We start from the raw sequence: 26,656 nt of genomic DNA on the forward strand, positions 1-26,656 counted from the left end.
CCGCACCGATCCGCAGGTCGTCGCTCAGTCGTCGGCTTCGGCCCCGTCGGGATCCTGTGACTTGTAGCGATCCCGCAGGTGGTGTGCGCCCTCGTCCGACCAGTCGGTCTCGTCGGTCGGGATATAGTCGTACTGCCGGCGGGCGTGCTGGCCGGCCTTGCCGCCCCACCAGACGAAGCCGTCGGAACCGTCCTCGGGAGTCCAGGTGACCGTCTCCCACTCGGGATCGAAGATCAGGTAGCCGCCCGCGAAGATCTCCACCTTGTTCCCGGAGGGTTCGAGGTAGTAGTTGAAGTGTGCCTGGCTGATGCCGTGGCGCGCGGGGCCGCCGACGAACTCGATGCCGCGCTCCCGCAGCAGATCCGCGGCGCGTTCGAGTTCCCCGCGATAGCCGCCGTCCATATAGTAGGCGACGTGGTCCATCTTGTCGACGACGTTGGCGTCCGGCGGCGGCGCGACGAACGCGATCTCGTGGACGAGCGGGGAGACGCTGAGCCACGCGCCGGCCTGGTTGCCCTCGGGATCTAACCCTTCTTCGCGGAGGTTGAAGCCGAGGACGTCCTGGAACCACTCCGAGCACTCCCTGACGTTGCTCACGTTGAAGTTGACGTGGTCGATGCGACGGAAGCCCGCGCCGCGCTCGGGTTTGCGCGCAGGCTGGTTTTTGAGTCGGGGTTTGTGCTCCTCGTCGACGGTGTCGAACGCGCGGTCGACGTCGTAGACGAGTTCCCAGTACTCGGGGGTCGCGCCGGGGTAATCGAACTTTAGCGCGCGGCCCTGGCCGGGTTCGGCGCCTTCCTCGACCCACTCAGTGTCGTATCCGGACTCCTCGATGCGTTCTTTGAGCACCTCGAAGTCGTCTTCCTCTTCGAGCATCCAGGCGACGTGTTTACAGCCCCATTTGTCGCCTTCTCGGAGGATGAGCGTGTAGTCCTGCCAGTCGCCGAACGCAGCCAGGTAGTAGGCGTCGTCCTCTTCGTGGCGGACGTACATCCCCATCGTATCCCGGAAGTGCTCCAGCGACGCTTCAAGATCGGGACAGTATAGCTCTGCGTGTGCAAGTGTTGCAATTCCCATACGGTTCGATGGCCGATCCATTGCAAATAATAATTTTATTCGAGTGCAGGAAACTGAGAAGCAGGTCAGGATTTTTATTGTAGCAAAACGAAGGTTTGAGAATATACCGCTTAGAAGACACCGTCGTCTGGCAGGAGGACATCGGCTCCGAGTCGGACCCCCAGTAGTTCGGGACGCAGTACAGCCTCGGCGCCATCCCCTACGCCGAGCAGCGGCGGCTCCTCGCGGTACTGTTCGTCCGGAGAAAACGTTCCAGCGGCGGAGTTGCCGTCTGCGACCGGGCTTGACTACTCTTCAGCCAGCCGTGCGTTGACGGTCCCGAGGGAGGTGAACTCCACGGAGATCACGTCGCCCGGTGCGAGGTCGACCGCGGGGGTCAACGAGCCACTCAAGACGAGATGCCCCGCTTCGAGCTTTTCGTCGAGGTCAGCCAGCGTGTTCGCCAGCCAGGCCACCGAGCGCGCGGGGTGATCGAGGACCGCCGCGCCGACGCCGGAGGACTCCAGCGTGCCGTTCTTGTAGAGTTTCACCCCTTCCAGCGAGAGATCCGTGTCGGCAGGCGTCGTCCGCTCGCCCGCGACGTACAGCGCCGAGGACGCGTTGTCGGCGATCGTATCCTGGATGCGGATGTCCCAGTCGGCGACGCGGCTGTCGATCACCTCGACGACCGGCAGCACCGAGCCGGTGGCGTCGAGCACGTCCAGATACGTCACGGGCGGCTCGAGCGGCTCCTCGAGCAGGAATCCGATCTCGGGTTCGACTCGCGGTTCGATCAGGTCCTCGCCCGGGATCTCTCTGCCTTCGACGAACATCGTATCGAGCAGCCGGCCGAAGTCCGGCTCGTCGACGCCGAGCTGCTCCTGGATGCCGTCGCTCGTCAGCCCGATCTTGTGCCCGACGATCTCGGCGCCGTCGTCGAGGCGACGCTCGATCAGCCGGGTCTGGACGTCGTAAGCGTCCGCCATCGTCAGGTCGTGTTCGGCGGTGAGCCGGTCGATGGGCGACTGTGAGCGGAGCGCTGTATAGAGGTTCTCTGCCAACTCTTCGCGGGTGTCCGGTGAAACTCCCATACCTCTTTTCCCTCGCGGCGTCGCCAAATAGGTTGGTGATCGATCCGTCGGTCTCGGGTACGGATCCACGTCATTTATGATAGATCGAACCCCGATTGGGGGTATGGACGTCATCCACAGCGCGATCTGGGTATCGGACGTCGAAGATACTCTGGAGTTCTACACCGGAGCGCTCGATCTGGAGAAGACCAACGACTTCGTCGGCGGCGACGACGCGCGGAACGTCTACGTCAGCGGCGAGAGCGACACGGAGATCCAGTTCAAACACAAGCCCGACCACGACCTCGGCGAACGGTCGACCCGGCGGTTCGACCACCTCGCGCTGGAAGTCGAGGATACCGACGCCTTAGTCGAGCGGCTGACCGAAGAAACCGATAGCGAACTCCTCCGCGGCCCGCTGGATTCGATGGGTGTAAGCGCGCGGATCGCGTTCGTCACGGATCCTGACGGCCACGTGCTCGAACTGATCGAGCCGCGCGACGACCTCTGAGACGGATCGAAGGCGTCTCTATCTGGCGAGGTTACCACCGCAAGCCGACCCGAAAAAGTGAGGAGCCCGGTTCAGTCGTCGGACGCAGCCTCGGCGGCCGTGCCCGCGTCACGTTCTTCGGCGAGTCGCGCGGCGACGTCGGTGATCAGGTCCTCCTGACCGCCGACGACCTCCATCTCGCCGAGTTCGACGAGGATCTCGCGGGGGTCGATGTCGTACTTCTCGCCCACGCGGCGGGTGTGCCGCAGGAACGACGAGTAGACGCCCGCGTAGCCGAGCATCAGCGAGTCGTTGTCGAGTTCCGGCATCTCGTCGTCGTCGATCATCGGCACGAGCACGTCCTCGGCGGCGTCCATCACGCCGAAGAAGTCCGGGTTGACGTCGTAGCCGGCCTTCTGCAGGACGCCGACGAGCACTTCGATCTGGGCGTTGCCCGATCCCGCGCCGAGGCCGCGGAGACAGCCGTCCGTCGTGACTGCGCCCTCTTCGATGGCCGCCAGCGTGTTTCCGATCCCGAGGCCAAGGTTGTTGTGGGCGTGGAAGCCGACGTCGATCGAGAGTTCGTCGACGAGGGGGCGGATGCGGTCGCGGACGTCGTTGGGGAGCAGCGCGCCAGCCGAATCCATCAGGTAGACGGCGTCGGCGCCGTACTCCTCCATCAGTTTGGCCTCCTTGAGAATCCGCTCCGGTTCGGCCATGTGCGAGAGCATCAGGAGGCCGTTGGCCTCCATACCGCGGTCTTTCACCTTGTCGAAGTGGTCCTCGGAGATATCCGCCTCGGTGACGTGCGTGGCGATCCGACAGATGTCCGCACCGCGGTCGATGGCCATATCGAGTTCTTCGGCTGTCCCGATGCCGGGCAACAGGAGCACCGAAAGCTCCGTGTCCGTGAGTTCGGGGACGACCGCATCGAGGTACTCTTCGGTGTCGGCCGCGGCGAACCCGTAGTTGATCGAGGAGCCGCCCATCCCGTCGCCGTGTGAGACCTCGACGACGTCCATCTCGGCGGCGTCGAGCGCGGCGGCGACGTCGGCCATCTCCTCGGGAGTGAACTGGTGGTCGACGGCGTGCATCCCGTCGCGGAGCGTCATATCGACCAGCCGAACGTCCGCGTCAGTCATCGCCCGCACCTCCGACGACGCCCGCATCGACTGGCTGCTGTGCGACCCGTTCGGCTGCGCCGAGTGCTGCGCTTGTCATAATGTCGAGATTGCCCGCGTAGGGTGGCAGGTGCTGCCCTTCGCCTTCGACCTCCAGCATCGTCGTGAGGATGATCGACCCCTCGAGATCGAACGCCACGTCTTCCTGGTCTTTGACCGTCGGTTCGAGCGTGACGTCGTAGCCCGGGACGTACTCCTGGACCTCTGATTCGATCCGCGAGACCGAATCGCGGACCTCGTCGACGTCGGTGTCCCCGTCGACCATCGTGTAGACGGTGTTCCGCATCATAATCGGCGGTTCCGCCGGGTTCAGCGTGATGATCGCCTTCCCCTCGTCGGCGCCGCCGACCTCCTCGAGGCCCGCCGCGGTTGTCTGCGTGAACTTGTCGATGTTCTGTCTGGTCCCCGGACCGGCGCTCTTGGAGGCGATATGCGAGAGCATCTCCGCGTACTCGACGTCGGCGACGCGGTCGACGGCGTAGACGAGCGGGATCGTCGCCTGGCCGCCACAGGTGACCATATTGATGTTCTCGTGGCCCTCCGCGACGACGTCGTCGACGTTGACGACGGGCACGGTGTAGGGACCGATCGCCGCGGGCGTCAGGTCGACCGCGAACAGATCGAGGTCGTCATAGACGGGCGCGTGCTGCTCGTGGATGCCCGCGCTCGTCGCCTCGAAGACGAGGTCGAACTCGTCGGCGTGCTCTTCGATGCTGTCGATCCCGTCGGTACCGACGTCGACGCCCTCGTCGACGGCCGCCTGGAGGCCCTCCGATTCCTCGACCGGGAGGATACCCACCATCCGCTGTAGGTCGATCTCCTCTCCCCGATCGAGTATCTTGTACATCAGGTCGGTTCCGATGTTACCCGGACCGACGATCGCCGCATCTAACGACATACGCCGAGATACGAATCTATTGTACTAATAACTTCGCCTACGAGCGCGAGACGGGAGCGAGCGGCGCCCCGACGAACGGGGCGCCTGACGGTCGAGACGCCGTCTCCCGGGACACCTCGGTCGGAAACGCGCCGACGCGGGAGTCAACCCGAAAACTCAAACGAGTGCTGACACGATAACGGAGTATGACGGACGACGTTGCGACGAGGCTCCGCGACCGAGACCCGCTCGCCGGCTGTTGGCTCTCTATCGGTCACCCGGCCAGCGCCGAACTCCTCGCCGGCGTGGGCTACGACTTCGCGGTCCTGGACGGCGAACACACCGAGATGACGCTTTCGGCGCTGGCGACGGTCGTCCGGGCCGTCGAGGCCGCGGGCACGGACACCGTCCCGATCGTCCGGATCTCGTCGAACGATCCGACCGAGGTGAAGCGGGTGCTCGATCTGGGACCGGCGGGCGTGATGATCCCGGCGGTCGAGACCGTCGCGGGGGCCGAGCGGGCCGTCGACGCCTGTACCTACCGTCCGCAAGGGCGGCGCGGCATCGCGGGCTACCGCGCGGCCGACTACGGGGCGAACCTTCGGGAGTACGTCGAGTCCGGAAGCGAGGAGGTCCTCACGATCCTCCAGATCGAGTCCGCGACCGGCGTCGAGAACGTCGCGGAGATCGCCGCGGTCGAGGGCGTCGACGCGCTGTTCATCGGTCCTGTCGACCTCTCGGCGTCGCTCGGCGCCTTCGGCGAGTACGAGTCGGCGGCGTTCCGTGACGCCGTCGACCGGATCGTCGCGGCCGGAGACGAGGCGGAGGTCCCCGTCGGGACGCTCGCGACGAGCCGGGACGAGGTCGCCGTCCGCGACGACTGGGGCGTCGACTATCTCGCGATGGGCCCCGACCTCGCGATGCTCGCCGAGAGCGCGCGCGACTGTCTCTCGACGTACCGCGGGCGACACGAGTAGTCGGCCGGCGTCTCGAACGAACGCAGTCCGGCTCCGCTGGCGGGCGAACGGCAAGCGGGGGCGAGCGAACGGCGGGACAACGGCTGTCAGCCGCTGCCGACCCCGCTCAGAAGGGGTACTCGCGCGGCTCCCGCTGGATCGACGTCCACTTCGTCTGGGTGAACTCGTCTATGATCCACTTGCCGTTGTAGCGGCCCATCCCCGAGTCCTTCACCCCGCCGAAGGGCACGTGCGGTTCGACGTTGACGGTCTGGTCGTTGACGTGGACCATCCCGGCGTCGATCCGGTCTGCGACGTCGCGCGCCCGCCCGCGATCGGTGGAGTGAACCGACGCGGCGAGCCCGTACTCGGTGTCGTTGGCGAGTTCGACCGCCTCGTCGTCGTCGCTGAAGGGGATGATCGGCGCCACCGGGCCGAAGTGCTCGTTGCACGCGGCGGCCATATCGTTGGTCACGTTCGTGAGTACGGTCGGCTCGACGAACAGCCCGTCGCCCTCACCGCCGGTTTCGAGCGTCGCCCCCTGCTCGACCGTGCGGTCGATGTAGTCGAGCATCTCGTCGCGCTGGGACTCGTTGATGATCGGTCCGATCACGACCTCGTCGTCGAGCGGGTCACCGACTTTCAGTTCGCTGGCCCGCTCGGCGAACCGTTCGGCGTACTCGTCGTAGAGCGACTCGTGGACGAGGTGTCGGTTAATCGAGATGCAGACCTGTCCCTGGTTCCAGAAGGAGCCGAACGTCCCGGCGGCGACGGCCTCGTCGAGGTCGGCGTCCGCCAGGACGACGTGAGGGTTGTTGCCGCCGAGTTCCAGGGCGGGGAACGCGAAGTGGTCGATGGCGTTGTGGCCGACGAGCCGGCCGGCCCCGGTCGACCCGGTGAAGGCGATCACGTCGCCGTCCGGGTGCGAGGCCACCCGATCGCCCGCCTCCGGTCCGGTGCCGGTGACGACGTTGAGGACGCCGTCGGGGAGGCCGGCCTTCTCGAACAGTTTGGCGAGGAGGAGCCCGCCCGAGATCGACGATTCCTCCGCCGGCTTGAGGACGACGCTGTTCCCGAGCGCGATCGCGGGCGCGACCGCGCGAATCGAGAGTTTCATCGGGACGTTCCACGGCGAGATCACGCCGACGACGCCGACAGGCTCCCGCTGGATGATGTTCTCCTTGCCGGGGATCTTCGATTGGTTGTGGCCGCCGGAGGCGCGGAAGGCGAAGGAAGCGGCGTCGTGCACGAAAGTGACCGTCCCGCCGTGTTCGATGTCCTGTCGGGGCTTCGTGGCGCCGGTTTCGACCGCCAGGAGATCGCGGATCTCCGCCTCGTACTCGTCGATGAGGTTCGCTACCTCCCGGACGACCGCGGCGCGCTCGTCGGGCGTGGTGTCCGCCCACTCCCCTTGGGCGCGTGTGGCCGCCGCGAAGGCCCGGTCGACGTCCTCGCTGGACGCTGCCGGGACCTCTGCGATCGATTCGCGGGTCGTGGGGTTGCGGACGTCGATCGTGTCGCGGTCGTCCGGCGCTACCCACTCGCCGTCGACGTAGAGGCCGTTCCAGGCCGCGTCGATAGCGATCTGCTGGTCGATGTCGGGTTCACTCATACACTCCATATACCGTCCTGACGAGTAAAATGATGTCGGCTACGGAAATTCGTCGCTATATAATACGAACGTGATCGATTAATTGTTATTAGTTACATACTGTGCGCGAAGCGCGGGCCGTCGACGTCTGTCGAAAGTATAATGGGTACACCACCGAACCTTTGGACGTATGCCACTCAGCGAAGACGAGATCGACCGCCTCGCGACGACACTCTACGAGGCGTACGACGACAAGGAGCCGATCGAACCGCTGTCGGAGGACACCGAATTCTCGACCGAAGACGCCTACCGGATCCAGTTCGAGGTGTTCGACCGGCTCAGCGAGGGCGGCCGCGAGGACATCGTCGGCCACAAACTCGGCCTCGTCAGCGAGGCCAAACAGGAACAACTCGGCATCCCGGAGCCGATCTTCGGCTACGTCGCCCACGAGACGGTACTGGAGAACGAACCGATCCCGACCGACGACCTGATTGCGCCGCGCATCGAGGCCGAGATCGGCTTCATCATCGACGAGGATCTCGAACCGCCGGTCTCGACGATGGACGTACTCACCTCGACCCGCGCGGTCGTTCCCGTCGTCGAAATCCTCGAAAGCCGGTTTCAAGGCTGGTCGATTCCCTCGGCGCAGGACGTCATCGCCGATCTCACCTCCGCCGGGAAGGTCATCGTCGGCGAGCAGTACCGCGACGTGACCGACCTCGATCTGGCGATGGAGGGCGTCGCCGTCTCGGTCAACGGCGAGGTCCAGGCGACCGGTCTGGGAGCTGACATTATGGGCAACCCTGCCCGCCCGGTGGCGTGGCTCGCTGAACGATTGGAGGACGTCGACGACGGTCTCCGCGAGGGCGAACTCGTGATGAGCGGCGGGATCACGGCCGCAATCGACATCGAACCCGGCGACGTCTACGGGATCGACTTCGCGAATCTCGGATCGATCGACGTCCGTGCCGAGTAATCCGAGTTACCTCTCTGAACGCCCGTAGTTCTCCCGTCGAACCCCGGTTGTTTTCTATCTGAAAATAGGTTCGTCTTTAATTGCAGTACGATGCAGTGCCGCAGAGACGGTCCGGATCACGATGATCGCACTAACATTCGTACGTCTGTTCTTCCGCAGTCGGCCAGCACCGGTCGAATCAACTCCCCGACGTAACTGTTCTGAGAGTGAAAACAGCAGTCAGTCGATCAGTTCGTAGAGGTTGTCGGCGAAGATGTCCGCCTGCGTCGCCTCGTCGACGTTCATCCCCTCGACGGCGTCGATAGTGACGTCGACGGTCCGGCGGCCCCGCTCGGGACTGAACGGGTAGTCGGTGCCGAAGATCACGTTTCCGTCGTCGAAAAAGGACGCCGTACAGTCGAGTGCGGGTGCCGAGCCCGAGACGGCGGTGTCGGCGTAGAACTTCTCGAAGTACTCCTCTGCGGGTTCCGACAGCGAGGCCGCGTTCTCGTGGAACCCGGGATAGTTCTCGGGGTAGGCGAGTCGCTGCTGGTAGAACATCTCGATCCGGCTGCCGTAGTAGGGGACCATCCCGCCGCCGTGGTGGGAGACGATTTTCAGATCGGGGTACGCCTCCATCACGCCGCCGAACACCAGCCGCGACAGCGCGAGCGTCGTGTCGAACGGCCACCCGAAGAGCCGATGTTCCATATATTCTGAGGCCCAGTCGTACCACTCCCACAGCTGCGGGTGGATCCAAAGCGGCGTGTCGGTCGCCTCGGCGCGCTCGAAGAGCGGCCAGAAGTGCTCGTCGTCGAGCGGGCGGCCGTCGATGTTCGAGAAGATCTGGACGCCGGCCATATCCAGATCGTCGACACAGCGGTCGAACTCCGCGAGGAACTCCTCGCTGACCTTCGGGATCGTCGCCACCGGGATGAAATCCTCGGGATGCTCGTCGGCGAGTCGATGAATCTCGTCGTTCGCGAGCCGCGTGATGTCCAGAGCGAGATCGTGGTCCATCCCCTGGAACATCGTCGGCAGCGCGAGCGTGATGATCTGTTTGTCCACGCCGTAGTCGGCCATATCCTGCTTTCGCTGCTCGATGTCCCAGAGGAACTCGGGCCGGCCGGACAACCCCTGGAAGCCGAACTGCTCGGTCAAATCCTCGAAGAACCGCTCCGTCAATATGTGGGTGTAGCCGTCGACGATTTCTGGCATACACTTACTACACCGGACCGTGGTCATAATTGTTCCCACTGATGGGTGCGAGGACCGCCCCAGCGACGCTCACAGCCGTTGCAATCCGTGCGAAGCCGCGATACGACTTTGCTACTCCTGTGTGTATTTGATATCCAACGCGAGTTCGTGGGCCGTGCTCTCGACTTCCGCGGTGATGTCGTCGTCGAAGCCTGCGTTGCCGAGTCGCTTCGTCGGCGCGGAGATGCTGATCGCGCCGAGCACCTCCCCGTCGAGTTGCACGGGTGCGCCGATGCAGGTGAGGCCTTCGGTCCGCTCCTCGTTGTCGGTCGCGTAGCCCCGCTCGCGGATCTGTTCTAGCTCCGCAAACAGTTCCTCCCGCTCAGTGATCGTGTTCTCGGTCGCCTTCGGCAGCCCCCACTCGTCGACGATCGCCTCGACGCGCTCCCGTGGCAGGTGTGCGAGGATCGCTTTCCCGATTCCGATGTTGTGCAGGCGGAGCCGATAGCCGACGTGAGTGTCGAGGTTGACGGCGTAGCTGCCGCGGGACTGATAGAGGTACACCGCGCGGCCGCCCTCCTCAGTGGCCAGGTTGGCCAGCATCCCGGTATCGCTCGCCAGTTGGTCGATCTTCGAGCGGCCGTGCCGGTACAGCGGCGACTGACTGCGGACGTGGCCGCCGAGCGAGAGGAATTTCAGGCTGAGCGAGTATTCGTCGCCGTTTTTCTCGACGTATCCGTGCTCTCTAAGCGTACTGAGATGGTTGTGGATTCCGCTTTTGCTCATCTCCAGCCGCTCGTCGAGTTCGGTGAGTCGGAACCCGTCGGCGGTGTCGAGCGTCTCGATCAACGCCAGCGTCTTTTCGCTGGTTCGAACGGGGTGGTTTGCTTTCTCCCTCATACGGGATCTACATACTGGACCCTCCAAACGTTTTCGGTGTGAAAATCCAGAACACCGCCTCAAAACAAATCCAATCAAGTTTGAATAATAACTATTTATTTGTATATGGCCTAAAACACGTTTCTAAAGGTTCCAAAAATCGAATATCGATTAATAAAAATAAACTATATAGAAATTTATAATATAAATTATCATTATTGCTGGCCCCGTTCTCGTCTCGATGAGTACCCGCCAGGAATACCTTCAACACCCTTAAATTCCACCCGAGCGAATATGCATAATATGTCTGAAATTAATCCGTTTGAGAGTTTGCAGGAGCAGGTCGACGACGCCGCGGCGTATCTCGATGTCGCTCCGGACGTGATCGAACGGCTGAAACATCCCGAACGGGTTCTGGAACTCAGTCTCTCGGTTGAACTCGACGACGGCACGATGGAGCAGTTCAAGGCGTTCCGATCGCAGTTCAACGGCGACCGAGGCCCCTACAAGGGCGGGATCCGGTATCACCCGGGCGTCTCCCGAGACGAGGTGAAGGCCCTCTCCGGGTGGATGGCATACAAATGCGCTGTTGTCGACATCCCGTACGGCGGCGGGAAAGGCGGCATCGTCGTCGACCCTGATGATTACTCTGCGTCGGAATTAGAGCGTTTGACTCGCGCGTATGCGACCGAACTGCGGCCGCTCGTCGGTCCCGATCGTGACATTCCGGCGCCGGACGTGAACACGGGTCAGCGAGAAATGAACTGGTTCAAGGACACCTACGAGACGCTCGAACGGACGAATGCACCGGGTGTCATCACCGGCAAGGCCATCTCCTCCGGCGGCAGTGCGGGACGCGTCGAGGCCACTGGCCGTTCGACGATGCTGACCGCCCGCGAGACGTTCCGGTATCTCGACCGCGACGTTGCCGACGCGACGGTCGCTGTGCAGGGCTACGGCAACGCCGGGTCAATCGCAGCCAGACTGCTCGAAGATCAGGGAGCGACAGTCGTCGCCGTCTCCGACTCCTCGGGCGCGGTCTACGATCCGGACGGACTCGACACCCGTGCGGTGAAATCCTTCAAGAGCGAGACGGGTTCGGTGACGGGTTACGAAAACGTCGATGAGCTGACAAACGAGGAGCTGCTGACGCTGGACGTCGACCTGCTAATCCCGGCGGCACTGGAGAACGCCATCGACCGCAAACTCGCAGAGGAAGTCCGGGCGGAGGTCATCGTCGAGGCGGCGAACGGCCCTCTCACGCCGAACGCGGACGACGTCCTCACCGAACGCGACGTGGTCGTCATCCCGGATATCCTCGCCAATGCCGGGGGCGTCACCGTCTCGTACTTCGAGTGGGTACAGAACCGACAGCGGTTCTCCTGGCGGGAGGAACGCGTCAACGATGAACTGGAAGCGGTGATCACGGACGCCTTCGACGACCTCGTCGACGCCTTCGAGTCCCGCGATCTCCCGAACTTCCGGACCGCGGCGTACGTCGTCGCCACCCAGCGGATCGTCGACGCCTACACCGAGGGCGGCAACTGGCCGTAGCGTTCGTTCCCGGTCGTTTCTCCCTGTTTTCTTCGACGACGTGTCACTGATTCCCGATCTGTTCGACGCCGACCCGAGGGGTTGAAGTCCGTTCCCGCCGGGGACGTAGATAATGCGTCAGGACCACCTCATCTCCGCGACGCAACTGTCGCGGGCCGACATCGAGGCGGTGCTCGATCGCGCGGCGGAGATCGACGCCGACCCGGCCGCCTGGCAGGAGCGCCACGCCGGATCGGTGCTCGGCCTCTGCTTTTTCGAGCCGAGCACCCGCACGCGGATGAGCTTCGACACCGCGATGAAACGTCTGGGGGGACAGACCGTCGATATGGGTTCCGTAGAGTCGACGTCGGTGAAGAAGGGCGAAACGCTGGCCGATACGATGCGCGTCGTTGAGGGGTACGCCGACGCGCTCGTCCTCAGACACCCCTCGGAAGGATCCGCGAAGATGGCCTCGGAGTTCGTCGACGTCCCGCTCGTCAACGCGGGCGACGGGGCGGGGCAGCACCCAAGCCAGACCCTGCTTGACCTCTATACGATGCGCGAGAACGCCGGTCTCGACGACATCACGGTCGGCATTATGGGCGATCTGAAATACGGCCGGACGGTCCACTCGCTGGCGTCTGCGCTGACAAATTTTGACGTTCGTCAGCACTTCATCAGCCCGGAGAGCCTCCGTCTTCCACGAAACGTCCGGTACGACCTCCACGATTCGGGCGCGCAGGTCCGCGAACACACCGAACTGGAGGCGGTTCTTGCCGAACTGGACGTCCTCTACGTGACTCGGATCCAGCGGGAGCGCTTCCCGGACGAAAACGAGTATCGCAAGGTCGCCGGCGAGTATCAGATCGACACCGACGACCTCGATGCGGCCAAGGAATCGCTGACGGTGATGCATCCGCTACCGCGGGTCGACGAGATCGCGCCCGCTGTCGACGACACGGACCAGGCGCAGTACTTCCAACAGGCACACAACGGCGTTCCCGTCAGGATGGCCCTTCTGGATATGCTGCTCGACGACACCGGAGGTGCACAATGAGCGACACCAACCGCGAACTACGCGTCTCGAAGATCCGCAACGGCACCGTAATCGACCACCTCGCGGCCGGGCAGGCGCTGAACGTCCTCGCGCTGCTCGGGATCGACGGTTCCGGCGGCGAGAGCGTCTCAGTCGGGATGAACGTTCCCTCCGATAAACTCGCGAAGAAAGACATCGTGAAGGTCGAAGACCGGGAGCTGAGTCAGTCGGAGGTCGACGTCCTCGCCGTCATCTCGCCGGAGGCGACGATCAACATCATCCGGGAGTACGAGGTGATCGAAAAAGAGCGAATCGACCGTCCGGAGTCGGTTGCGGGGGTCCTCGCCTGCCCGAACCGGAACTGTATCACCAACGACGAGGAACCCGTCGAGACACACTTTGTCGTCCTGAAGGACGGCCTTCGGTGTGAGTACTGCGGCGAAATCGTCCGCGAAGACGAGATCGCGACACACCTCGACGTCTCCTGACGGCGCCAAACGGAGTCTTGACGGCGACGAAGGGGGTCTTGACAGCGCCGAACGGAGTTTCCTCCCCCGCACGAACGCTCGACAGCCACCGGACGGGGAGGGAAATGATTTTGTACCGAGGCGGCGAACGCATAGGTATGTCCGGAAAAGCAAAATTCATCCTGGTACTGGCGCTCATCGCACTCGTCTACTTCGTCGTCTCCGGCGGCGAAGACCCCGTCGAGGTCGACGTCGACGACGAGTAACCAATCCCACCCCGTTATGCCTTTTTCCGCGATCGATTCGGAGAGCCGCGGCCATCTGAGAAAACCACAGAAGCCCCGTCGCTCGGTCCCGACGGACTGATACCGCTTGGCCCGGAACGACCGGTATGTACGGTGTCGTCACGCGGAACGCCGAGGAGGTCGGCTGGAACGAGTTCGACGTTGGCTTCTACGAAGTGAAGGACGTGACCGGGCGGGCCTCGGAACCGCTCGCCGACGCGGTGAATATGCTCTCCTGTTTCGGCGACACCGCGGCGGTCGACGCCGACTCCGACCTTGTAGCCGTCGACGAGGACGGGACGCCGGCGACGCGCGAACAGCCGTACTTCGATTGGTCGTACGTCTGCCCGACACACGAGCAGTACCGCGCGGGTCTCTTCGAGATCGTCGAGGACGCCGCGGAGGCAAACGAAGACGTCCGACTGGACGACGTCGGCTTCCCGCGGGAGGGATACTGCCGCTGTGACCGCTGTGAGCGGCAGTTCGCAGCGAGCGGACACGAGAACCGATCTGCGTGGCGCACCGCCGTCGTCACCGAATTCGTCGCCGAGGCTGCCGACCGGATCCCCGGTCGGACCTACCTCACGCTGTATCCGGATCCGTATCCCGGCCACCTGGAAGCGCGGGCCGGCATCGACGTGGCGGCGCTTGCACCTCACGTCGACGAGTTTGTGGTGCCGCTCTACGACACCCACTACGCGACCACGTACTGGCTCGAAACGATCGCGAAGGGGTTCGAGAGCCTGCTCGATCCGCTGGAAACTACCTTCTCGATCGAACTCTACGCCGTCGACGTCGACGTCGACGATCTCGTCCGGGCCACCGAGGTCGCCGAGACCTACGGCCGAAACGTCTACTTCGGCTACGACGCCTCGAACGCCGCTGCAGCGATCAGACGGAAAGACGCCGAGGGACGATCCGGTGTCACACACCGCCCAGACGGCACTGATGGGGACCTCTCCGACGAGTCGCAGTAGTCGGTCAACTGGGAGAGGATCGCAGTAGTCGGTCAACTGGGGGAAGATTGTTCTTCACCCGGGATCGAATTCTCGGCAGGCGTGATCATCGGGACGAACGGACTGAAACTCCTCTCAGAGCACCCCAGCGAGAAACGCGACGACGACAATTCCTGCGACGAACACGACCGCAGCGAAGGCGAACAGCCCGGCCATAAGCCGGCGCTGTTCCGACGTGGATTGGGGCATACCGACAGTCTGGGTCCGGATTCGCTTATTACTCTCGGCCGCGATCCCGAAACGACACGCGGGGTTCCTTCTCCCGCCGCCGTTTCCTGTGGTGACAAAGCCCCACCGAGAATCGGGTAGTGTGGATCACAGTGGTAACTCGGTGAACGAGAGCCCGAGGGCGAAGAGCACGGCGTAGGCCGCAAGCAGGCGGCCAGTCCGTTCGAGGGTCGGGTTCAGGACGGTCCCGGCCGTCTCTTCGAGCATCGTCCGCGTGATCGAGAGGGCATACGGAAGCGTAAGGACGGGCAGCGCCGCGGCGACGGTGAACCCGGGGCGAAGGACGAACCACAGCGGCACGGCGTACGCCAGAAGCATCAGGACGACGAACTCCGCGCGGGCGAACCCGTAGCCGAAACGCACCGCGAGGGTTCGCTTGCCGGTCGTGGCGTCCTCCTCCTTGTCGCGGACGTTGTTGACGACGAGGATATCCGTCGACAGCGCTGCGATCGGCAGCGCGGCGATCACTGCCCCGAGTGGAAGCGTTCCGGGCGGAATCCCGACGGCCAGCGGGTCCGCCAGCACTGCTGCGGCCTGGACGTAGTACGTGCCCGTGACTGCGACGAGACCGAAGAAGACGAAGACGAAGAGGTCCCCGAGGCCGTGATAGCCCAGCGGGTATGGGCCGCCCGTGTATGCGATCCCGGAGGCGACCGAAAGCAGGCCGATCACCAGGATCGGCACGCCACCGACGTAGACCAGATACGTCCCGAGGAGGATCGACGCGGCGAAGGTCAGATACATCGCGCGCTTGACGGTCTCGGGTGCGATGAGGCCCCCCGCCGTCACACGGGTGAAGCCCTCCCGCTGCTCGGTATCGGCGCCCTGGACGGCGTCGTAGTAGTCGTTGGCGAAGTTGGTGCCGATCTGGATCAACGCGGCACCCAAAAGCGCGGCAAGCGCGGGGAGCGCGGCGAAAACGCCGTCGTGCACCGCCAGTCCGGTCCCGACGATCACGGGGGAGGCCGCCGCCGGCAACGTCTGCGGACGGGCGGCGATCAGCCACGCCTCCCGCTTCGTGATCTCCTGCGTGCTCATTATCGTCACTTCGGGGCGGCGGCGGCGTCAAAGTTCGGATCCACCTTTTTTATCGGGGGTCCTCGGCGACGGCGTCGCCGTCGCCTCGAACCCCCGCAAAAAAGCTGGACCAAAAAATGCCGACTGAGCCGTCAGACGGCTCAGTCGGGGAACCGCTCGCTCCGCTCGCGGATGCTCAGTACAGATGAACGCTGTATCATATCGGGTCGTTATTTACTCAGGATCTGTCAGGAATGAGCTGCTGAATACAGAGCGTGAGTTCAGCACGGTTCCCGCGTTTGCTACATCACAATATAATTGACCCATCCTCACGGGTCGTAGATTTGTGTGTTGGAGTTCCCATTCGCGGTTATCGCGGTTCCACACTCTGGGCAGAAGTCCACGTCGCCGTATTCAGTTAACTCTGCCTCACACGCTGGACAAACGTGTTCAGTCGCATCTGGGGCCTCCGAAATCGCGTAGATGGTGTCACCGCCACTGATATACACCTTTCCGTCGGAGATCGCTGGAGAGGAATCGCTCGGATATCCGATTTCATACTCCCATAACAGTTCTCCTGTGTCCGTATTGATTGCGTACAGGTGACCGTCCACATCTGTGAACGAATTCGCTTCATTACTTGCTACGTAGACGACTCCATCAGCCACCGCAGGTGATGAATCCACTCTCCCATCGGCGCTGAACGCCCACTTTTTTTCACCTGTCGCTGCATCAATCGCGTAGAGGTGTTCGTCGCGGCTCCCGACGTAGACTGTGCCATTCGCAATTGCAGGTGATGAGCGGATCTCATCGTCTGTCTCGTAATGCCACTTTTCGCGACCGGTTGTCGTATCAATCGCGTAAAGGTGTCCATCTCCGCCTCCCACGTAGACAGTGTTCTCTTTGACTGCTGGTGTTGAGGGATGCAGAGAAACGCCGATATCTTCAAACTTCCAATGGGGGTCTTCCGGATGCTCATCAGAATACTCGTCACGTCGGAGAGGGATGCCGTGTGCCCCGTTCCGATCAAGCGCGTAAACTCCGTGGCCGTCGTTAATATACAGGGAGTTGCCTGCTATTGCAGGAGCGCTGGAACCGTATTTATAAATATACCATTCCGCTGTACCGGTCCTATTATTTATTGCATACAAGTTGTTGTTCCGATCACCCACATAGACTGTTCCAGCAACAACGGCAGGGGCCGCTCGGAAATACTGCCGATCTTTGTCGACAACAGAATCGAACTCCCACTCAAGCATTCCGCGATTAGCATCGATTGCACAAAGTCCGTTTTCGTTCCCGACATAGACTGTCGAATTCTCTACCGTCAAGTCGGATTTTACCTTCTGGCCCGTATCACAGGTCCACTCCTGCCGTCCAGTCGAGGAATCGAACGCATATACGTTGCCGTCTGTGCTGCCTACGTAGACCAACCCATTCTTCACGACCGGTGAAGAAGTAAATGAGCCACTCGTCTGGGCAGTCCAACTCTCCGTTACATTCGTCTTTGGCCCAGTATCGTTGGAGACGTGTCCAGTGCGACCCAGATCGAACTGAAATGTTGGCCAGTTCTTCTCGTGCATCAAATGAGTTGTGTCGGTAGGTGGATAATAGAATTAAGGGTGTCACGCTGAGAGTCGTTCGATGATTCCCACCCCACAGAGCAATCAACCCATCAGCGAACAATAGATTCAATAGAGAAACACCGACAGGCATTCGCGCGAACGAGCGGTCCGAAGGACCCGGAAGTGAGCGGGATTCACCGAGAGCGAGGCCGAAGCCGAGCTCTCGGGGTTTTTTGGTCCAGCTTTTTTGCGGGGGTTCGAGGCGACGGCGACGCCGTCGCCGAGGACCCCCGACAAAAAAGGTGGGTTAGTAGTGCCAGGGGAACTCCGAAAAGTCCGGCTCGCGGCCGTCGAGGAACGCGTCGCGTCCCTCCTGGGCCTCGTCGGTCATGTACGCCAGCCGCGTCGCCTCGCCCGCAAACACCTGCTGGCCGACGAGTCCGTCGTCCGTCAGATTGAACGCGTATTTGAGCATCCGCATCGCGGTCGGCGACTTGTTCGTCATCTCCTCGGCCCACTCGAGGGCAACGTCTTCGAGGTCCGCGTGGGGAATTGCTTCGTTGACCATCCCCATCTCTGCGGCCTCCGCCGCGGAGTAGGTCTTCCCGCGGAAGAACACCTCTCTGGCCTTCTTCTGTCCGATCTGCTTTGCGAGCAACGCCGAGCCGAACCCGCCGTCGAACGAGGCCACGTCGGGATCGGTCTGGAGGAACTTCGCGTGGTCCTCGGAGGCGAGCGTCAGATCGCAGACGACGTGCAGGGAGTGGCCGCCACCGACCGCCCACCCGGGCACGACGGCGACCACCGGTTTCGGCATAAACCGGATGAGCCGCTGGACTTCCAGAATGTGGAGGCGGCCCGCTTTCGCCTCGCGGACGAGCGGGTCGTCGGACTCGTCGGCCTCGTCGTCGGCGCGGTACTCGTAGCCCGACTCCCCGCGGACGGACTGATCGCCGCCGGCACAGAAGGCCCAGCCGCCGTCTTTCGGTGACGGGCCGTTCCCGGTCAGGAGGACACAGCCGACGTCGGCCTGCTTGCGTGCGTGATCCAGGGCGGCGTAGAGTTCGTCGACAGTCCCCGGCCGAAAGGCGTTGCGCTTCTTCGGGCGGTCGAAGGCGATCCGGACCACCGGGAGGTCGCTCCCGCGGTGGTAGGTGATGTCGTCGAACGCCCCGGCTCCGTCGACTTCCTCCCAGCGTGCGTCGTCGAAAATCTCCGAGACCATACCGTGAGAGGGGTCGGGCTCAGCAAAAAGATTCGTTTCGGCCGGGGGGATTCCCCGGTCCGGCCGCAACTCACTCGGTCGCAGCGAGCACCCGCTCGACCGTCCGCTCGCGGAGATCCTCCCGGACCCGGTGGCTCGCTTCGGCGTCCGTCCCCACCTCGATGACGTGCGACCCGTCGCTCGTCGTCGCCTCGGCGTAGGCGTCACGAAAAGCGGCACGCTCTCCGCCGTCGACGCGCGCGAAGGAGAGATCGTACAGGTCCTCGGTCGGGGCGAAGTCGAGACCGTGCGGCGTCACGAACTGCGAGGTAAAGGGCGGGTCGTACGCCTCGATCGGGAGTATGTGGAAGATCCCGCCGCCGTCGTTGTTGACAAGCACGATCGTCGCCTCGACGTCACACCGCCCGAGCGCGAGCAAGCCGTTCATGTCGTGGTAGTACGCCAGGTCTCCGCTCACGAGTGTCAGGTCGTCCGTGGACGCCGACCCCGCACCGAGTGCGGTCGAGACGATGCCGTCGATCCCCGACGCGCCGCGGTTTCCGAGGGCTGTGTACGCGCTCGTCGTCGGTGCGCCGAAGCGATCGAGGTCGCGGACGGGCATCGAGTTCGAGACGAAGATCGTCGCGGGGTCGGGAGCGAGGTCCACGACGTCCGAGAGGATTCGGCCCTCACAGAATCCGTCGCTCTCGTCGAGCACAGCGGCGTGTTCCTCGTCGGCGGTCGTCCACCGGTTGCGCCACGCCTCGCTTCCCGGCCCGGCGAGAAGCCGCGAGAGCCGGCCGAAGAGCCGCGATGGGTCCGCGACGACGAGGTCGGTGGCTGTGAACTCCGCTTCGCGCCACCCGGCCGCGGGGTCGACGACGACCTGCCTGGCGTCGACGGCGGCGAGATACTTCCGGAGCGGCTTCGACGTGGGCGAGGCGCCGGCGCGAATCACCACGTCCGGATCGGGCCACACCTCGCGGACCCGCTCCCCGAGGTAGGCGTCGTAGCCGCCGATCACCGGCGCCGTGCGCACGAGCCCGCCGTAGCGAACACCCGAGAGTGGATCCGCGAGCACCGGGAACCCGCTGGCGTGCGCGAACGCGCCCACCGCTTCGGGGTCGATGCCCGGCGCGTCGGCGGGCCCGACGACGACGAGTCCCCGGGGCTCCGAGAGGTCCGCCGCGAGGTCTCGGAGCGCGTCGTCGTCGAGTTCCGGAACGCCGGCTTCGGTCTCGACGAACGCGCCGTCCCGTCCGTGCGCCGCCCTTTCTGGGAGGTCGGCGGGGACGTCGCCTTCGACCGGCGTCGGCTCCAGCGGCTTGCGGAACGGGAAGTTCAGATGTACCGGGCCTGCCGGGGTCCCGGTCGCCTTCGCGACCGCGCGCGCCGCCGTCGTCCGCAGCGAACGCAGCTTTCGCGACGTCGCCTCCGGCTCTGTCACGTCACGGTACCACCGGACGGCGTCGCCGTAGAGCTTCTCCTGGTCGATCGTCTGGTTCGCGCCGGAATCGCGAATCGACGCCGGCCGGTCGGCGGTCAAAACTAAAAGCGGTACCCGTGACTGCGAGGCTTCGATCACTGCGGGGTGGTAGTTCGCGGCCGCGGTCCCGGAGGTACAGACAAGCGGCGTCACGTCTCCGGTCCGCCGGGCGCGTCCGAGCGCGAAGTACGCCGCCGACCGCTCGTCGAGATGTGAGAAGACGTGGATGTCCTCGTGGCGGTCGAAAGCGACCGTCAGCGGCGTCGATCGGCTGCCCGGCGAGATGCAGACGGCGTCGACGCCCGCGGCGACGAGTTCGTCGACGAGGACACGCCCCCACAGGGTGTTCCGGTTCGGGTCGGTCATCGCGGATGGCACCGACGTGGCGACATTACCCTTTCCCCCGTTCCAGTTCGTCGAGGATCGGTCGGTACTTCAGTTGCACCTCGTCCCATTCGCTGTCGGGATCGGAGTCGCGGACGATGCCGACGCCGGCAAACAGGGTCGCGGTGTCGGCGCTCGCGACTGCCGAGCGGAGCGCGACGGCGAAGGTGCCGGAGCCCGCGGCGTCGATCCAGCCGACAGGGGCTGCGTACCAGCCGCGGTCGAACGGTTCGGTCTCCCGGATAGTTTCCAGGGCGGCTGCGGGCGGCAGACCACCGACTGCGGGGGTCGGGTGCAGCGCCTCGACCAGCGAGAGGACGTGTTCGTCGCGGTCCAGCGTCGCCCTGATCGGCGTCCAGAGGTGCTGGACCGTGGCAAGGCGCTTGATCTGCCGCGGGCCGAGGTTCACCGAGGCGGCGTACGGCGAGAGCTGTTTGCGGATCGTCTCGGCGACGAGGTCGTGCTCGTGGGCGTCCTTCTCGTCGTTGGCCAGTTCCTGTGCCAGCCACTCGTCCTCGGCGGGGGTTTCACCGCGCCCGGTCGTCCCCGCGAGCGCGCCGGTCTCGATCGTCCGGCCGCGCACCGAGACCAGCCGTTCCGGCGTCGCGCCGAAAAAGGACGCACCCTCTCGGTTCCCCGAGGGAGCCGGTTCGACGAGAAACCGGTAACACTCCGGGTACCGTTGCCCCAGCCGAGAGAGCACGTCCGGCAGGCAGAGTTCGGCCGCGAGATCGACGTCGAGCGCCTGCGCGAGGACGACCTTGCGCAGATCGCCGGCCTCGATGCGGTCGATCGCGGCGTCGACGCCCGACCGCCACCCCGATCGCGTGGTGGTCTGCGTCCGCTCCTCGACGCCGGGCGGGTCCGCGGGTTCGCCGGGGTCGGGCAGGTCGGCGATCCGTTCCTGTTCGGCCGCGAGCCGAGTTTCGACAGTCTCGGGTGACGTTTCCGGATCGACGGCGTTCACCGTGAGCCACGAGCCGTCGTCGGTCCAGGTGATCTGCACCCGGGGAAAGACGAATCGGGCGCCGGGAAAATCCGTCCACGGCTCCCGGCTCGTCCCCTCGGCGTGGAACGCGAAACCGCCGAACAGTCGAGGTCGGGCCGCCTCCGTCCCGGTGTGGACGTCTCCCGAGGCGAAAAGCGCCTCTGCACGCTTCCGGATCTTCTCGAAACGATCGGGGCCGTCTGCCGTGAGCGTCGCCGCCGCGCCCCCACCGACGACGGTTGCCTCGTCAGGAGCACTCCAGACTGTCCGGGGCGCATCGGCCGTCCGGAGGACGGCGCGGAAGGAGGGGCTCTCGATCGGCTTCGAGCGGCTGAGAAGGCTACCCCCGCCCGCGTCGGTCCGCAACGATTCCATTACCGACCTTCGGTATCCCACACGCTTTTATTTGACTATAGGGACGTTTACAACTCTTTGCTCCGTCCAAGCGCGCGACGGCGTACGGATCGAGAGACAATCGGATGTAGCGGGGTCGACCACCTCCTTCCGGCCGCCGTCGGCGAAAGTACCCTCACACTGGACGGCTATCCGTACCGCTCCTCGTTCCAGGGATTCGCCGTCACAGAGTACCCGCGCTCCTCCCAGTAACCGTGTTCCGGATCGGTCAGAAACTCGACGCCGTCGACCCACTTTGCGCCCTTGTAGGCGTACTTGTGTGGCGTCACAACCCGGAGTGGTCCGCCGTGATCCGCCGCCAAGTCCTCGCCGTCGCGCCCGTAAGCGAAGAGCACCTCTTTCCGGTTGCAGTCGGCAAGCGGCAGATCCGTCTTGTATCCGTCGAGCGCGTGAAACAGGACGTGAACGGCATCCTCGTGGACGCCCGCTCGCTCGGCGATCGCCGGAAACGGAACCCCGGTGAACTCACAGTTGAGGGCCGTCCATCCCGTAACACAGTGAAAGTCCTGTCGCTGCGTCGTCGCGGGCAGGTCGCGGAACGCGTCGTACGATAGTGACAGTTCGTTCTCGACGGCGCCCCAGACGTCGAAGGACCACGTCTCGCGGGTCCAGGAGGGTGTCGAACCTTTCGAGAGCACCGGGAACTTGGAACTCTCGTGCTGTCCCGGCGGAACCCGCTCGTCGCCAAATTCCCGGTAGAGATCGGTAACGTCTTCGACCATAGGGTCGCTATCGGCGCGAAGTATCTAACAGTAACGACAAGTAGGTACCGATTAACCAAACTATTCTAATTAGAACCAAAATAGACATACATTATGGTGAAAATATAGTTGCTTAAATGGTCAAACTCCGCCGCAGGCTTTAAATAACCCGGATCCAAACCCCCTCACGTTCAAATGCCCAAGGTGAACATCAACGTCCCCGAACATCTCGAGATGCAGATCGCCCAGCTCGTTGATCAGGGCGAGTTCGTCAGCCGCGAGGAAGCCATCGAGGAGTTGCTTTCGACTGGGTTGCGCGCGTTCAAGACCAGCGGCCCGATGGACGAGGACGACCATCTCGAGGACGACGGAATGATGGGCCACGAAGACGAGTACGTCTTCTGATACTGGTTACTCTCGTCTCTTTCCGCCGCGCGCCAACCCCCGTTGACGGCGCTCGGCGGGAAAAGTGAGAGGAATCCGTATGAGAGGTACCAGCACGGTCGGCGGGGTCCAGACTCGACCCGCGATGTCGACGCCCGTGGGAATATCCACCAATAATACTTAAATCGATCTCCCACGTATCCACGTCTATGCACAAAGAAGAGCTACTGGAGTTACACGAACAGATGGTGATCATCAAGGACAACTTCGCCGCGCGAGAGGAGGTCGACGGCAGTATCTTCGAGGAGTACGAGGAAATCGGCGTCGACCCGTCGCACGTCCACAAATCCAAGAGCGAGCACAAACACGCGGTGTTCGTCCTCGGCAACGCTCTGGCGTCGGCGATGAGCGAAGACGAGTTCTCGAACGCTGGCCGCGTCGGCAAGCGGATGCAGGAACTCGCCGAGGACGCCGAAGGCAAACTCTGAGAGGCATTCGTTCCGTATCGAGGTCACCGTTCTTTCGCGATTCTCGCTTCATACTGATTACTCTCGTCTCTTCCCGCCGAACGCCCTCGACGGGGATGGCGCTCGGCGGTAAAAAGTGAGAGTAACCACTATGGAAGTTACAAGAATAAAACCCCGTCCTTCAGGGCGGGGAGGATGTCAACAGCCTTCGACCCGCTGACCAAGGGCGGCAGTTCGATCCGGGACGGGCGGTTTCTTAACCGTTCGGTGACTCCCCTCCCACGATGGATTCGCTTCCGGTGGAGTTGCTCCAGCGTGTCGGCGTCGTCGCAGCCCTCGTGGTGTCTGTCGCCGTCGTTCTCTTATTGGATCGGCGATCATCGCTCCTTGCCTCGCTCCGCCGCCGCTTCATCCTGGGCGTTCCGTGGGGCACCCTCGTGTCGGCAGCGTTCGTTCTCGCGGTCTATCTCCTGGTACAGGGCGGATACGACCACTGGTACTCGCCGGTGACGATACCGTTCCGCGCGTGGTCGTACTTCTACCCGCTCGGGATCGCCACTGCAGCGTTCTCTCACGGGAGCGCGGGCCATCTCGTCGGCAATCTCGTCGGGACGCTCACCCTCGCGCCGCTGGCGGAGTACGCGTGGGGGCATTTCCCTCGGGAACGCGGCGCCCACTCGTTTTCGTCGCTCCGGACGAACCCGTACGTTCGAGCCTTGGTCGTCTTCCCCCTCGCCGTCGTCGTCGTCGGACTCCTCACGTCGATCTTCGCGATCGGGCCGATCATCGGCTTCTCCGGGGTCGTCTTCGCCTTTGCGGGCGTCGCGCTCGTCAACTACCCGCTGGGAACGGTGATCGCACTCGCTGGTGGCAGCGCGCTCCGACTGGTGTACAACGCACTCCGGAATCCGGTGCTCACCGCAAGCGGACGGCCGGCATACATCACGCCGTGGTGGGCCGACATCGCCATCCAGGGGCACGCAATCGGACTGTTGATCGGCGTCCTCATCGGGCTCGCAATCGTTCGCAGACGACAGCAAGCGGCCCGTCCGAGCGCCCGGCGGCTCTGGCTCGGAGCGCTTCTGTTCTCTGTCGAGCAGTCGCTGTGGGCGGTCTACTGGTTCCGCGGCGGCGAGACGTTCGTGCTCTACCGGGCTGTCGGCGTCATCCTCGTGGCGGCGCTCGCGCTCATCATCGTCTTCGCGGTCGTCACCCGCGACGACCCGCTCTTTTCCTGGGAGTTTTTGGGCGACAGCGGCGTCGTCCGCAACTGGCAGGTCGCCGCCGGGATCCTGCTACTCTCGACGGCCGCGCTCGCTGGCCCCGCCGTTCCGACCAACCTTTACACCGCCGAATCAGGCGATCTCGCGGGCGAGGAGATCGAGGTCCGCGACTACGAGGTGACCTACGCGGAGAACGTCGAGAACGGACTGGTCGCGACGGTCGACGTCGAAGCTTTCGGCGAGACCACGGGGGTGAACACCTCCGGCGTCATCGTGCGGAGTGAGGAGCGGGGCATCTGGACCACGGCGGTTTCGAGAGGTCGGCTGGCGTTCGACGGCCGGAGAGCCGTCCGCCTCGGCGGTGTCGGCTGGCGTGAGACGGTGACCGCCCAGCGCGGCGGGTGGCGCGTCCTCGGCAACAGCTCCGCCTACCGCGTCGCGCTCGGCCACAACGACACCACACGCGTCGTCTACGCCTCGGATCCCGTTACGGCAAGCCCCACGCTTGACGGCCGGAACGTGACGGTCGTCCCGAACAAAAGCGGGTATCTGCTCCGGGTCACCGAGGGCAACACGTCGACCGACGCCCGATTCCCCACGCAAAACGAATCGGTGACGGCAGACGGGCTGACGTTCACGCGGAAAAACTCCAGCGTGTACGTCTCCTACAACCGGACGCGGGTGCAGTTGCTGGAGCGGGAGTCGTATGAGTAAGACGATTTTACCGGACTGACTCCGTTCGGGCGGGTCGCCCGAGGGAGCTAAAACTCGACTGTCCCGGTGTCGGATACCGACGAACCGTCTTTTCTGTACGGCTCTTCTCCCGCTTGATCCCTGGTGATCACCGCAGTTACCTCACACGACTCGTCGTCCGGTGCCGTCTGTACGACCACCGAGGAGTTCCGAAAGTGCCCGGCGGGCAGTTCGATGATCGACTGCCCATCTACCTCACAGTCGTCGTTGGCGTTCTTGACCTTGATGTACCACCCTTCCGGCAGATAGGCGCTGTTGATCTGGATGACCGCGTTGAACCGCGGGTGATCCCGCGCGGTCTGTGGGTCCGGAATGTCGATTTCCGGCTCGTCCGTGTGGGAGGCTGCGGCACCCGAACTCAATCCGGCCACACCGCCCCCCACGAGCGCGGTGCCGACGCCGAGGCGTCGGAGCAGTGTTCGTCTACTGGCGAGTCGATCGTTCTGCTTGTCTTGCATCATAGTTGCCCCCGTCGATAGCCAACACGCACGCTGCGTTGCGGTCGAACGTGTACGGCCCGGGAACAGAACTGCTGACAGCGAAAATAAACATATGGGTCCGAACCGGCGGTTTCGGTCGCTGGCGTGCTCAGCTTCCCGGCTCCGACCACGCGATCCGGAACACCTCAGCCTCGATCTCCTCGCGGTCGGCCTCGTGGAAGTCGAACTGGCGTTCGATCGGGAACGTCGCCCGGAACGCCTGTGTCACCTCGCCGCCGTTGTCGGCGGCAAAGGACTCGACGAACTCCCGGGAACCGGCGTTGTGGATCGAGTAAGAAACCGTCGCCAGGTCCGCGGCCGTGGCCAGAAACGCCCGATCGGCGTGTTCGTTGCCGTCCTGGGCGCCGAACGGCGGGTTCATCAGCACCGTCGTCTCCGCCGACGGGCGGAGCGGCGCACGCGTCGCGTCCGCACACACCCAGTCGATCGACGTCGCCGCCCCGACGCGTCGACGGTTCTCCGCAGCAGTCGTAAGCGTCGTTCGATCGATGTCGACGCCCACGACCCGCTCCGGGCCGCGGAGCGCAGCGCCGAGGGCTAACATCCCCGTACCCGTTCCGAGGTCGACGACCGTCCGGCTTTCGATGTCTCCGTTCAGGTCCGCCACGTGGACGACGTGTGCGGCCAACGCCGGCGGCGTGGGATACTGTTCGAGATCCGCCCGCGGCGCTTCGAAGCCCGCGACGACCGCCAGTTGCGTCTCCAGCGCTGATTTCGTGGCCATCAGACTCAGTCTATGGATTCCCGGTGATAA

At 63.8% G+C, this 26,656-nt stretch carries 25 protein-coding genes; 10 read left to right on the plus strand and 15 right to left on the minus strand.

Features of this window, described 5'->3' with window-relative positions:
- Positions 1-24 precede the first annotated feature (24 nt).
- Positions 25-1,077 (minus strand): VOC family protein, encoded by a 1,053-nt coding sequence (locus tag RJT37_RS09095; protein WP_313689683.1) that lies wholly within the window; start codon positions 1,075-1,077, stop codon positions 25-27.
- Positions 1,078-1,364: 287 nt separating this feature from the next.
- Positions 1,365-2,147, minus strand: coding sequence for a 2-keto-4-pentenoate hydratase (locus tag RJT37_RS09100; protein ID WP_313689685.1), 783 nt, complete (start codon positions 2,145-2,147; stop codon positions 1,365-1,367).
- 103 nt (positions 2,148-2,250) lie between these two features.
- On the opposite strand from RJT37_RS09100, the gene RJT37_RS09105 reads away from it, so the two are divergent.
- Positions 2,251-2,637 (plus strand): VOC family protein, encoded by a 387-nt coding sequence (locus RJT37_RS09105; RefSeq protein WP_313689687.1) that lies wholly within the window; start codon positions 2,251-2,253, stop codon positions 2,635-2,637.
- 71 nt (positions 2,638-2,708) lie between these two features.
- Here the strand turns inward: RJT37_RS09105 and dmpG are convergent, their stop codons facing one another.
- Positions 2,709-3,758, minus strand: a complete 1,050-nt coding sequence (gene dmpG, locus RJT37_RS09110; protein WP_313689690.1) for a 4-hydroxy-2-oxovalerate aldolase — start codon at positions 3,756-3,758, stop codon at positions 2,709-2,711.
- Positions 3,751-4,695, minus strand: coding sequence for an acetaldehyde dehydrogenase (acetylating) (locus RJT37_RS09115; RefSeq protein WP_313689692.1), 945 nt, complete (start codon positions 4,693-4,695; stop codon positions 3,751-3,753). Before RJT37_RS09115 ends, dmpG begins: the two co-directional genes overlap by 8 nt.
- Before the next feature lie 185 nt (positions 4,696-4,880).
- Between RJT37_RS09115 and RJT37_RS09120 the strand changes: the two genes are divergently transcribed.
- Entirely contained in the window at positions 4,881-5,651 is a 771-nt protein-coding gene (locus RJT37_RS09120; protein ID WP_313689694.1) for an HpcH/HpaI aldolase family protein, read from the plus strand.
- A 106-nt stretch (positions 5,652-5,757) separates the two neighbouring features.
- Here RJT37_RS09120 and RJT37_RS09125 read toward each other — a convergent pair whose 3' ends face one another.
- A complete protein-coding gene (locus tag RJT37_RS09125; RefSeq protein WP_313689696.1) occupies positions 5,758-7,242 on the minus strand; it encodes an aldehyde dehydrogenase family protein in 1,485 nt (494 codons plus the stop codon).
- 169 nt (positions 7,243-7,411) lie between these two features.
- Between RJT37_RS09125 and RJT37_RS09130 the strand changes: the two genes are divergently transcribed.
- On the plus strand, positions 7,412-8,197 hold the full coding sequence (locus RJT37_RS09130) for a 2-keto-4-pentenoate hydratase (protein ID WP_313689698.1): 786 nt from the start codon (positions 7,412-7,414) through the stop codon (positions 8,195-8,197).
- A 219-nt stretch (positions 8,198-8,416) separates the two neighbouring features.
- Here the strand turns inward: RJT37_RS09130 and RJT37_RS09135 are convergent, their stop codons facing one another.
- Together RJT37_RS09135 and RJT37_RS09140 are read right to left on the minus strand one after the other, a co-directional pair.
- Complete coding sequence (locus tag RJT37_RS09135; protein WP_313689700.1) at positions 8,417-9,394, minus strand: amidohydrolase family protein; 978 nt, start codon at positions 9,392-9,394, stop codon at positions 8,417-8,419.
- Between the two features lie 111 nt (positions 9,395-9,505).
- Positions 9,506-10,273 carry an IclR family transcriptional regulator gene (locus RJT37_RS09140; protein WP_313689701.1) on the minus strand — a complete coding sequence of 256 codons (768 nt, stop codon included), beginning with the start codon at positions 10,271-10,273 and terminating at the stop codon, positions 9,506-9,508.
- 282 nt (positions 10,274-10,555) lie between these two features.
- Here RJT37_RS09140 and RJT37_RS09145 point away from each other — a divergent pair, with 282 nt between their 5' ends.
- The 4 genes from RJT37_RS09145 (at position 10,556) to RJT37_RS09160 (ending at position 14,549) form a co-directional block, all read left to right on the plus strand.
- Positions 10,556-11,806, plus strand: coding sequence for a Glu/Leu/Phe/Val family dehydrogenase (locus RJT37_RS09145; protein ID WP_313689702.1), 1,251 nt, complete (start codon positions 10,556-10,558; stop codon positions 11,804-11,806).
- A gap of 112 nt (positions 11,807-11,918) precedes the next feature.
- Positions 11,919-12,842 (plus strand): aspartate carbamoyltransferase, encoded by a 924-nt coding sequence (gene pyrB / locus RJT37_RS09150; RefSeq protein WP_313689705.1) that lies wholly within the window; start codon positions 11,919-11,921, stop codon positions 12,840-12,842.
- Entirely contained in the window at positions 12,839-13,309 is a 471-nt protein-coding gene (gene pyrI / locus RJT37_RS09155) for an aspartate carbamoyltransferase regulatory subunit (RefSeq protein WP_313689708.1), read from the plus strand. The genes pyrB and pyrI overlap by 4 nt, the downstream gene beginning before the upstream one ends.
- Positions 13,310-13,679: 370 nt before the next feature.
- The gene (locus tag RJT37_RS09160; RefSeq protein WP_313689710.1) at positions 13,680-14,549 is read left to right on the plus strand and encodes a hypothetical protein; all 870 of its coding nucleotides are present in this window, start codon (positions 13,680-13,682) and stop codon (positions 14,547-14,549) included.
- Positions 14,550-14,903: 354 nt separating this feature from the next.
- On the opposite strand, the gene RJT37_RS09165 is transcribed toward RJT37_RS09160, so the two are convergent.
- The 6 genes from RJT37_RS09165 to RJT37_RS09190 form a co-directional block, all read right to left on the minus strand.
- Positions 14,904-15,854 (minus strand): 1,4-dihydroxy-2-naphthoate polyprenyltransferase, encoded by a 951-nt coding sequence (locus tag RJT37_RS09165; RefSeq protein WP_313689712.1) that lies wholly within the window; start codon positions 15,852-15,854, stop codon positions 14,904-14,906.
- 308 nt (positions 15,855-16,162) lie between these two features.
- On the minus strand, positions 16,163-17,416 hold the full coding sequence (locus tag RJT37_RS09170) for an outer membrane protein assembly factor BamB family protein (protein WP_313689715.1): 1,254 nt from the start codon (positions 17,414-17,416) through the stop codon (positions 16,163-16,165).
- A gap of 289 nt (positions 17,417-17,705) precedes the next feature.
- Positions 17,706-18,623, minus strand: a complete 918-nt coding sequence (locus RJT37_RS09175; RefSeq protein WP_313689717.1) for a 1,4-dihydroxy-2-naphthoyl-CoA synthase — start codon at positions 18,621-18,623, stop codon at positions 17,706-17,708.
- Between the two features lie 70 nt (positions 18,624-18,693).
- Complete coding sequence (gene menD / locus RJT37_RS09180; RefSeq protein WP_313689719.1) at positions 18,694-20,454, minus strand: 2-succinyl-5-enolpyruvyl-6-hydroxy-3-cyclohexene-1-carboxylic-acid synthase; 1,761 nt, start codon at positions 20,452-20,454, stop codon at positions 18,694-18,696.
- Between the two features lie 25 nt (positions 20,455-20,479).
- The gene (locus RJT37_RS09185; RefSeq protein WP_313689721.1) at positions 20,480-21,835 is read right to left on the minus strand and encodes an isochorismate synthase; all 1,356 of its coding nucleotides are present in this window, start codon (positions 21,833-21,835) and stop codon (positions 20,480-20,482) included.
- Positions 21,836-22,002: 167 nt separating this feature from the next.
- On the minus strand, positions 22,003-22,596 hold the full coding sequence (locus tag RJT37_RS09190) for a molybdopterin-dependent oxidoreductase (RefSeq protein ID WP_313689722.1): 594 nt from the start codon (positions 22,594-22,596) through the stop codon (positions 22,003-22,005).
- 174 nt (positions 22,597-22,770) lie between these two features.
- Here RJT37_RS09190 and RJT37_RS09195 point away from each other — a divergent pair, with 174 nt between their 5' ends.
- The 3 genes from RJT37_RS09195 to RJT37_RS09205 all read left to right on the plus strand — a co-directional run bounded on the left by RJT37_RS09195 (position 22,771) and on the right by RJT37_RS09205 (position 25,363).
- Entirely contained in the window at positions 22,771-22,980 is a 210-nt protein-coding gene (locus RJT37_RS09195; RefSeq protein WP_311172753.1) for a ribbon-helix-helix domain-containing protein, read from the plus strand.
- 188 nt (positions 22,981-23,168) lie between these two features.
- A complete protein-coding gene (locus RJT37_RS09200) occupies positions 23,169-23,447 on the plus strand; it encodes a UPF0058 family protein (RefSeq protein ID WP_313689724.1) in 279 nt (92 codons plus the stop codon).
- A 263-nt stretch (positions 23,448-23,710) separates the two neighbouring features.
- On the plus strand, positions 23,711-25,363 hold the full coding sequence (locus tag RJT37_RS09205) for a rhomboid family intramembrane serine protease (protein WP_313689726.1): 1,653 nt from the start codon (positions 23,711-23,713) through the stop codon (positions 25,361-25,363).
- A gap of 47 nt (positions 25,364-25,410) precedes the next feature.
- Here the strand turns inward: RJT37_RS09205 and RJT37_RS09210 are convergent, their stop codons facing one another.
- Complete coding sequence (locus RJT37_RS09210) at positions 25,411-25,863, minus strand: hypothetical protein (protein ID WP_313689729.1); 453 nt, start codon at positions 25,861-25,863, stop codon at positions 25,411-25,413.
- Between the two features lie 127 nt (positions 25,864-25,990).
- The gene (locus tag RJT37_RS09215) at positions 25,991-26,626 is read right to left on the minus strand and encodes an METTL5 family protein (protein ID WP_313689731.1); all 636 of its coding nucleotides are present in this window, start codon (positions 26,624-26,626) and stop codon (positions 25,991-25,993) included.
- Between the last annotated feature and the right edge of the window lie 30 nt (positions 26,627-26,656).

The organism is Halobellus marinus, from assembly GCF_032113415.1.
Taxonomy (GTDB): Archaea; Halobacteriota; Halobacteria; order Halobacteriales; family Haloferacaceae; genus Haloquadratum; species Haloquadratum marinus.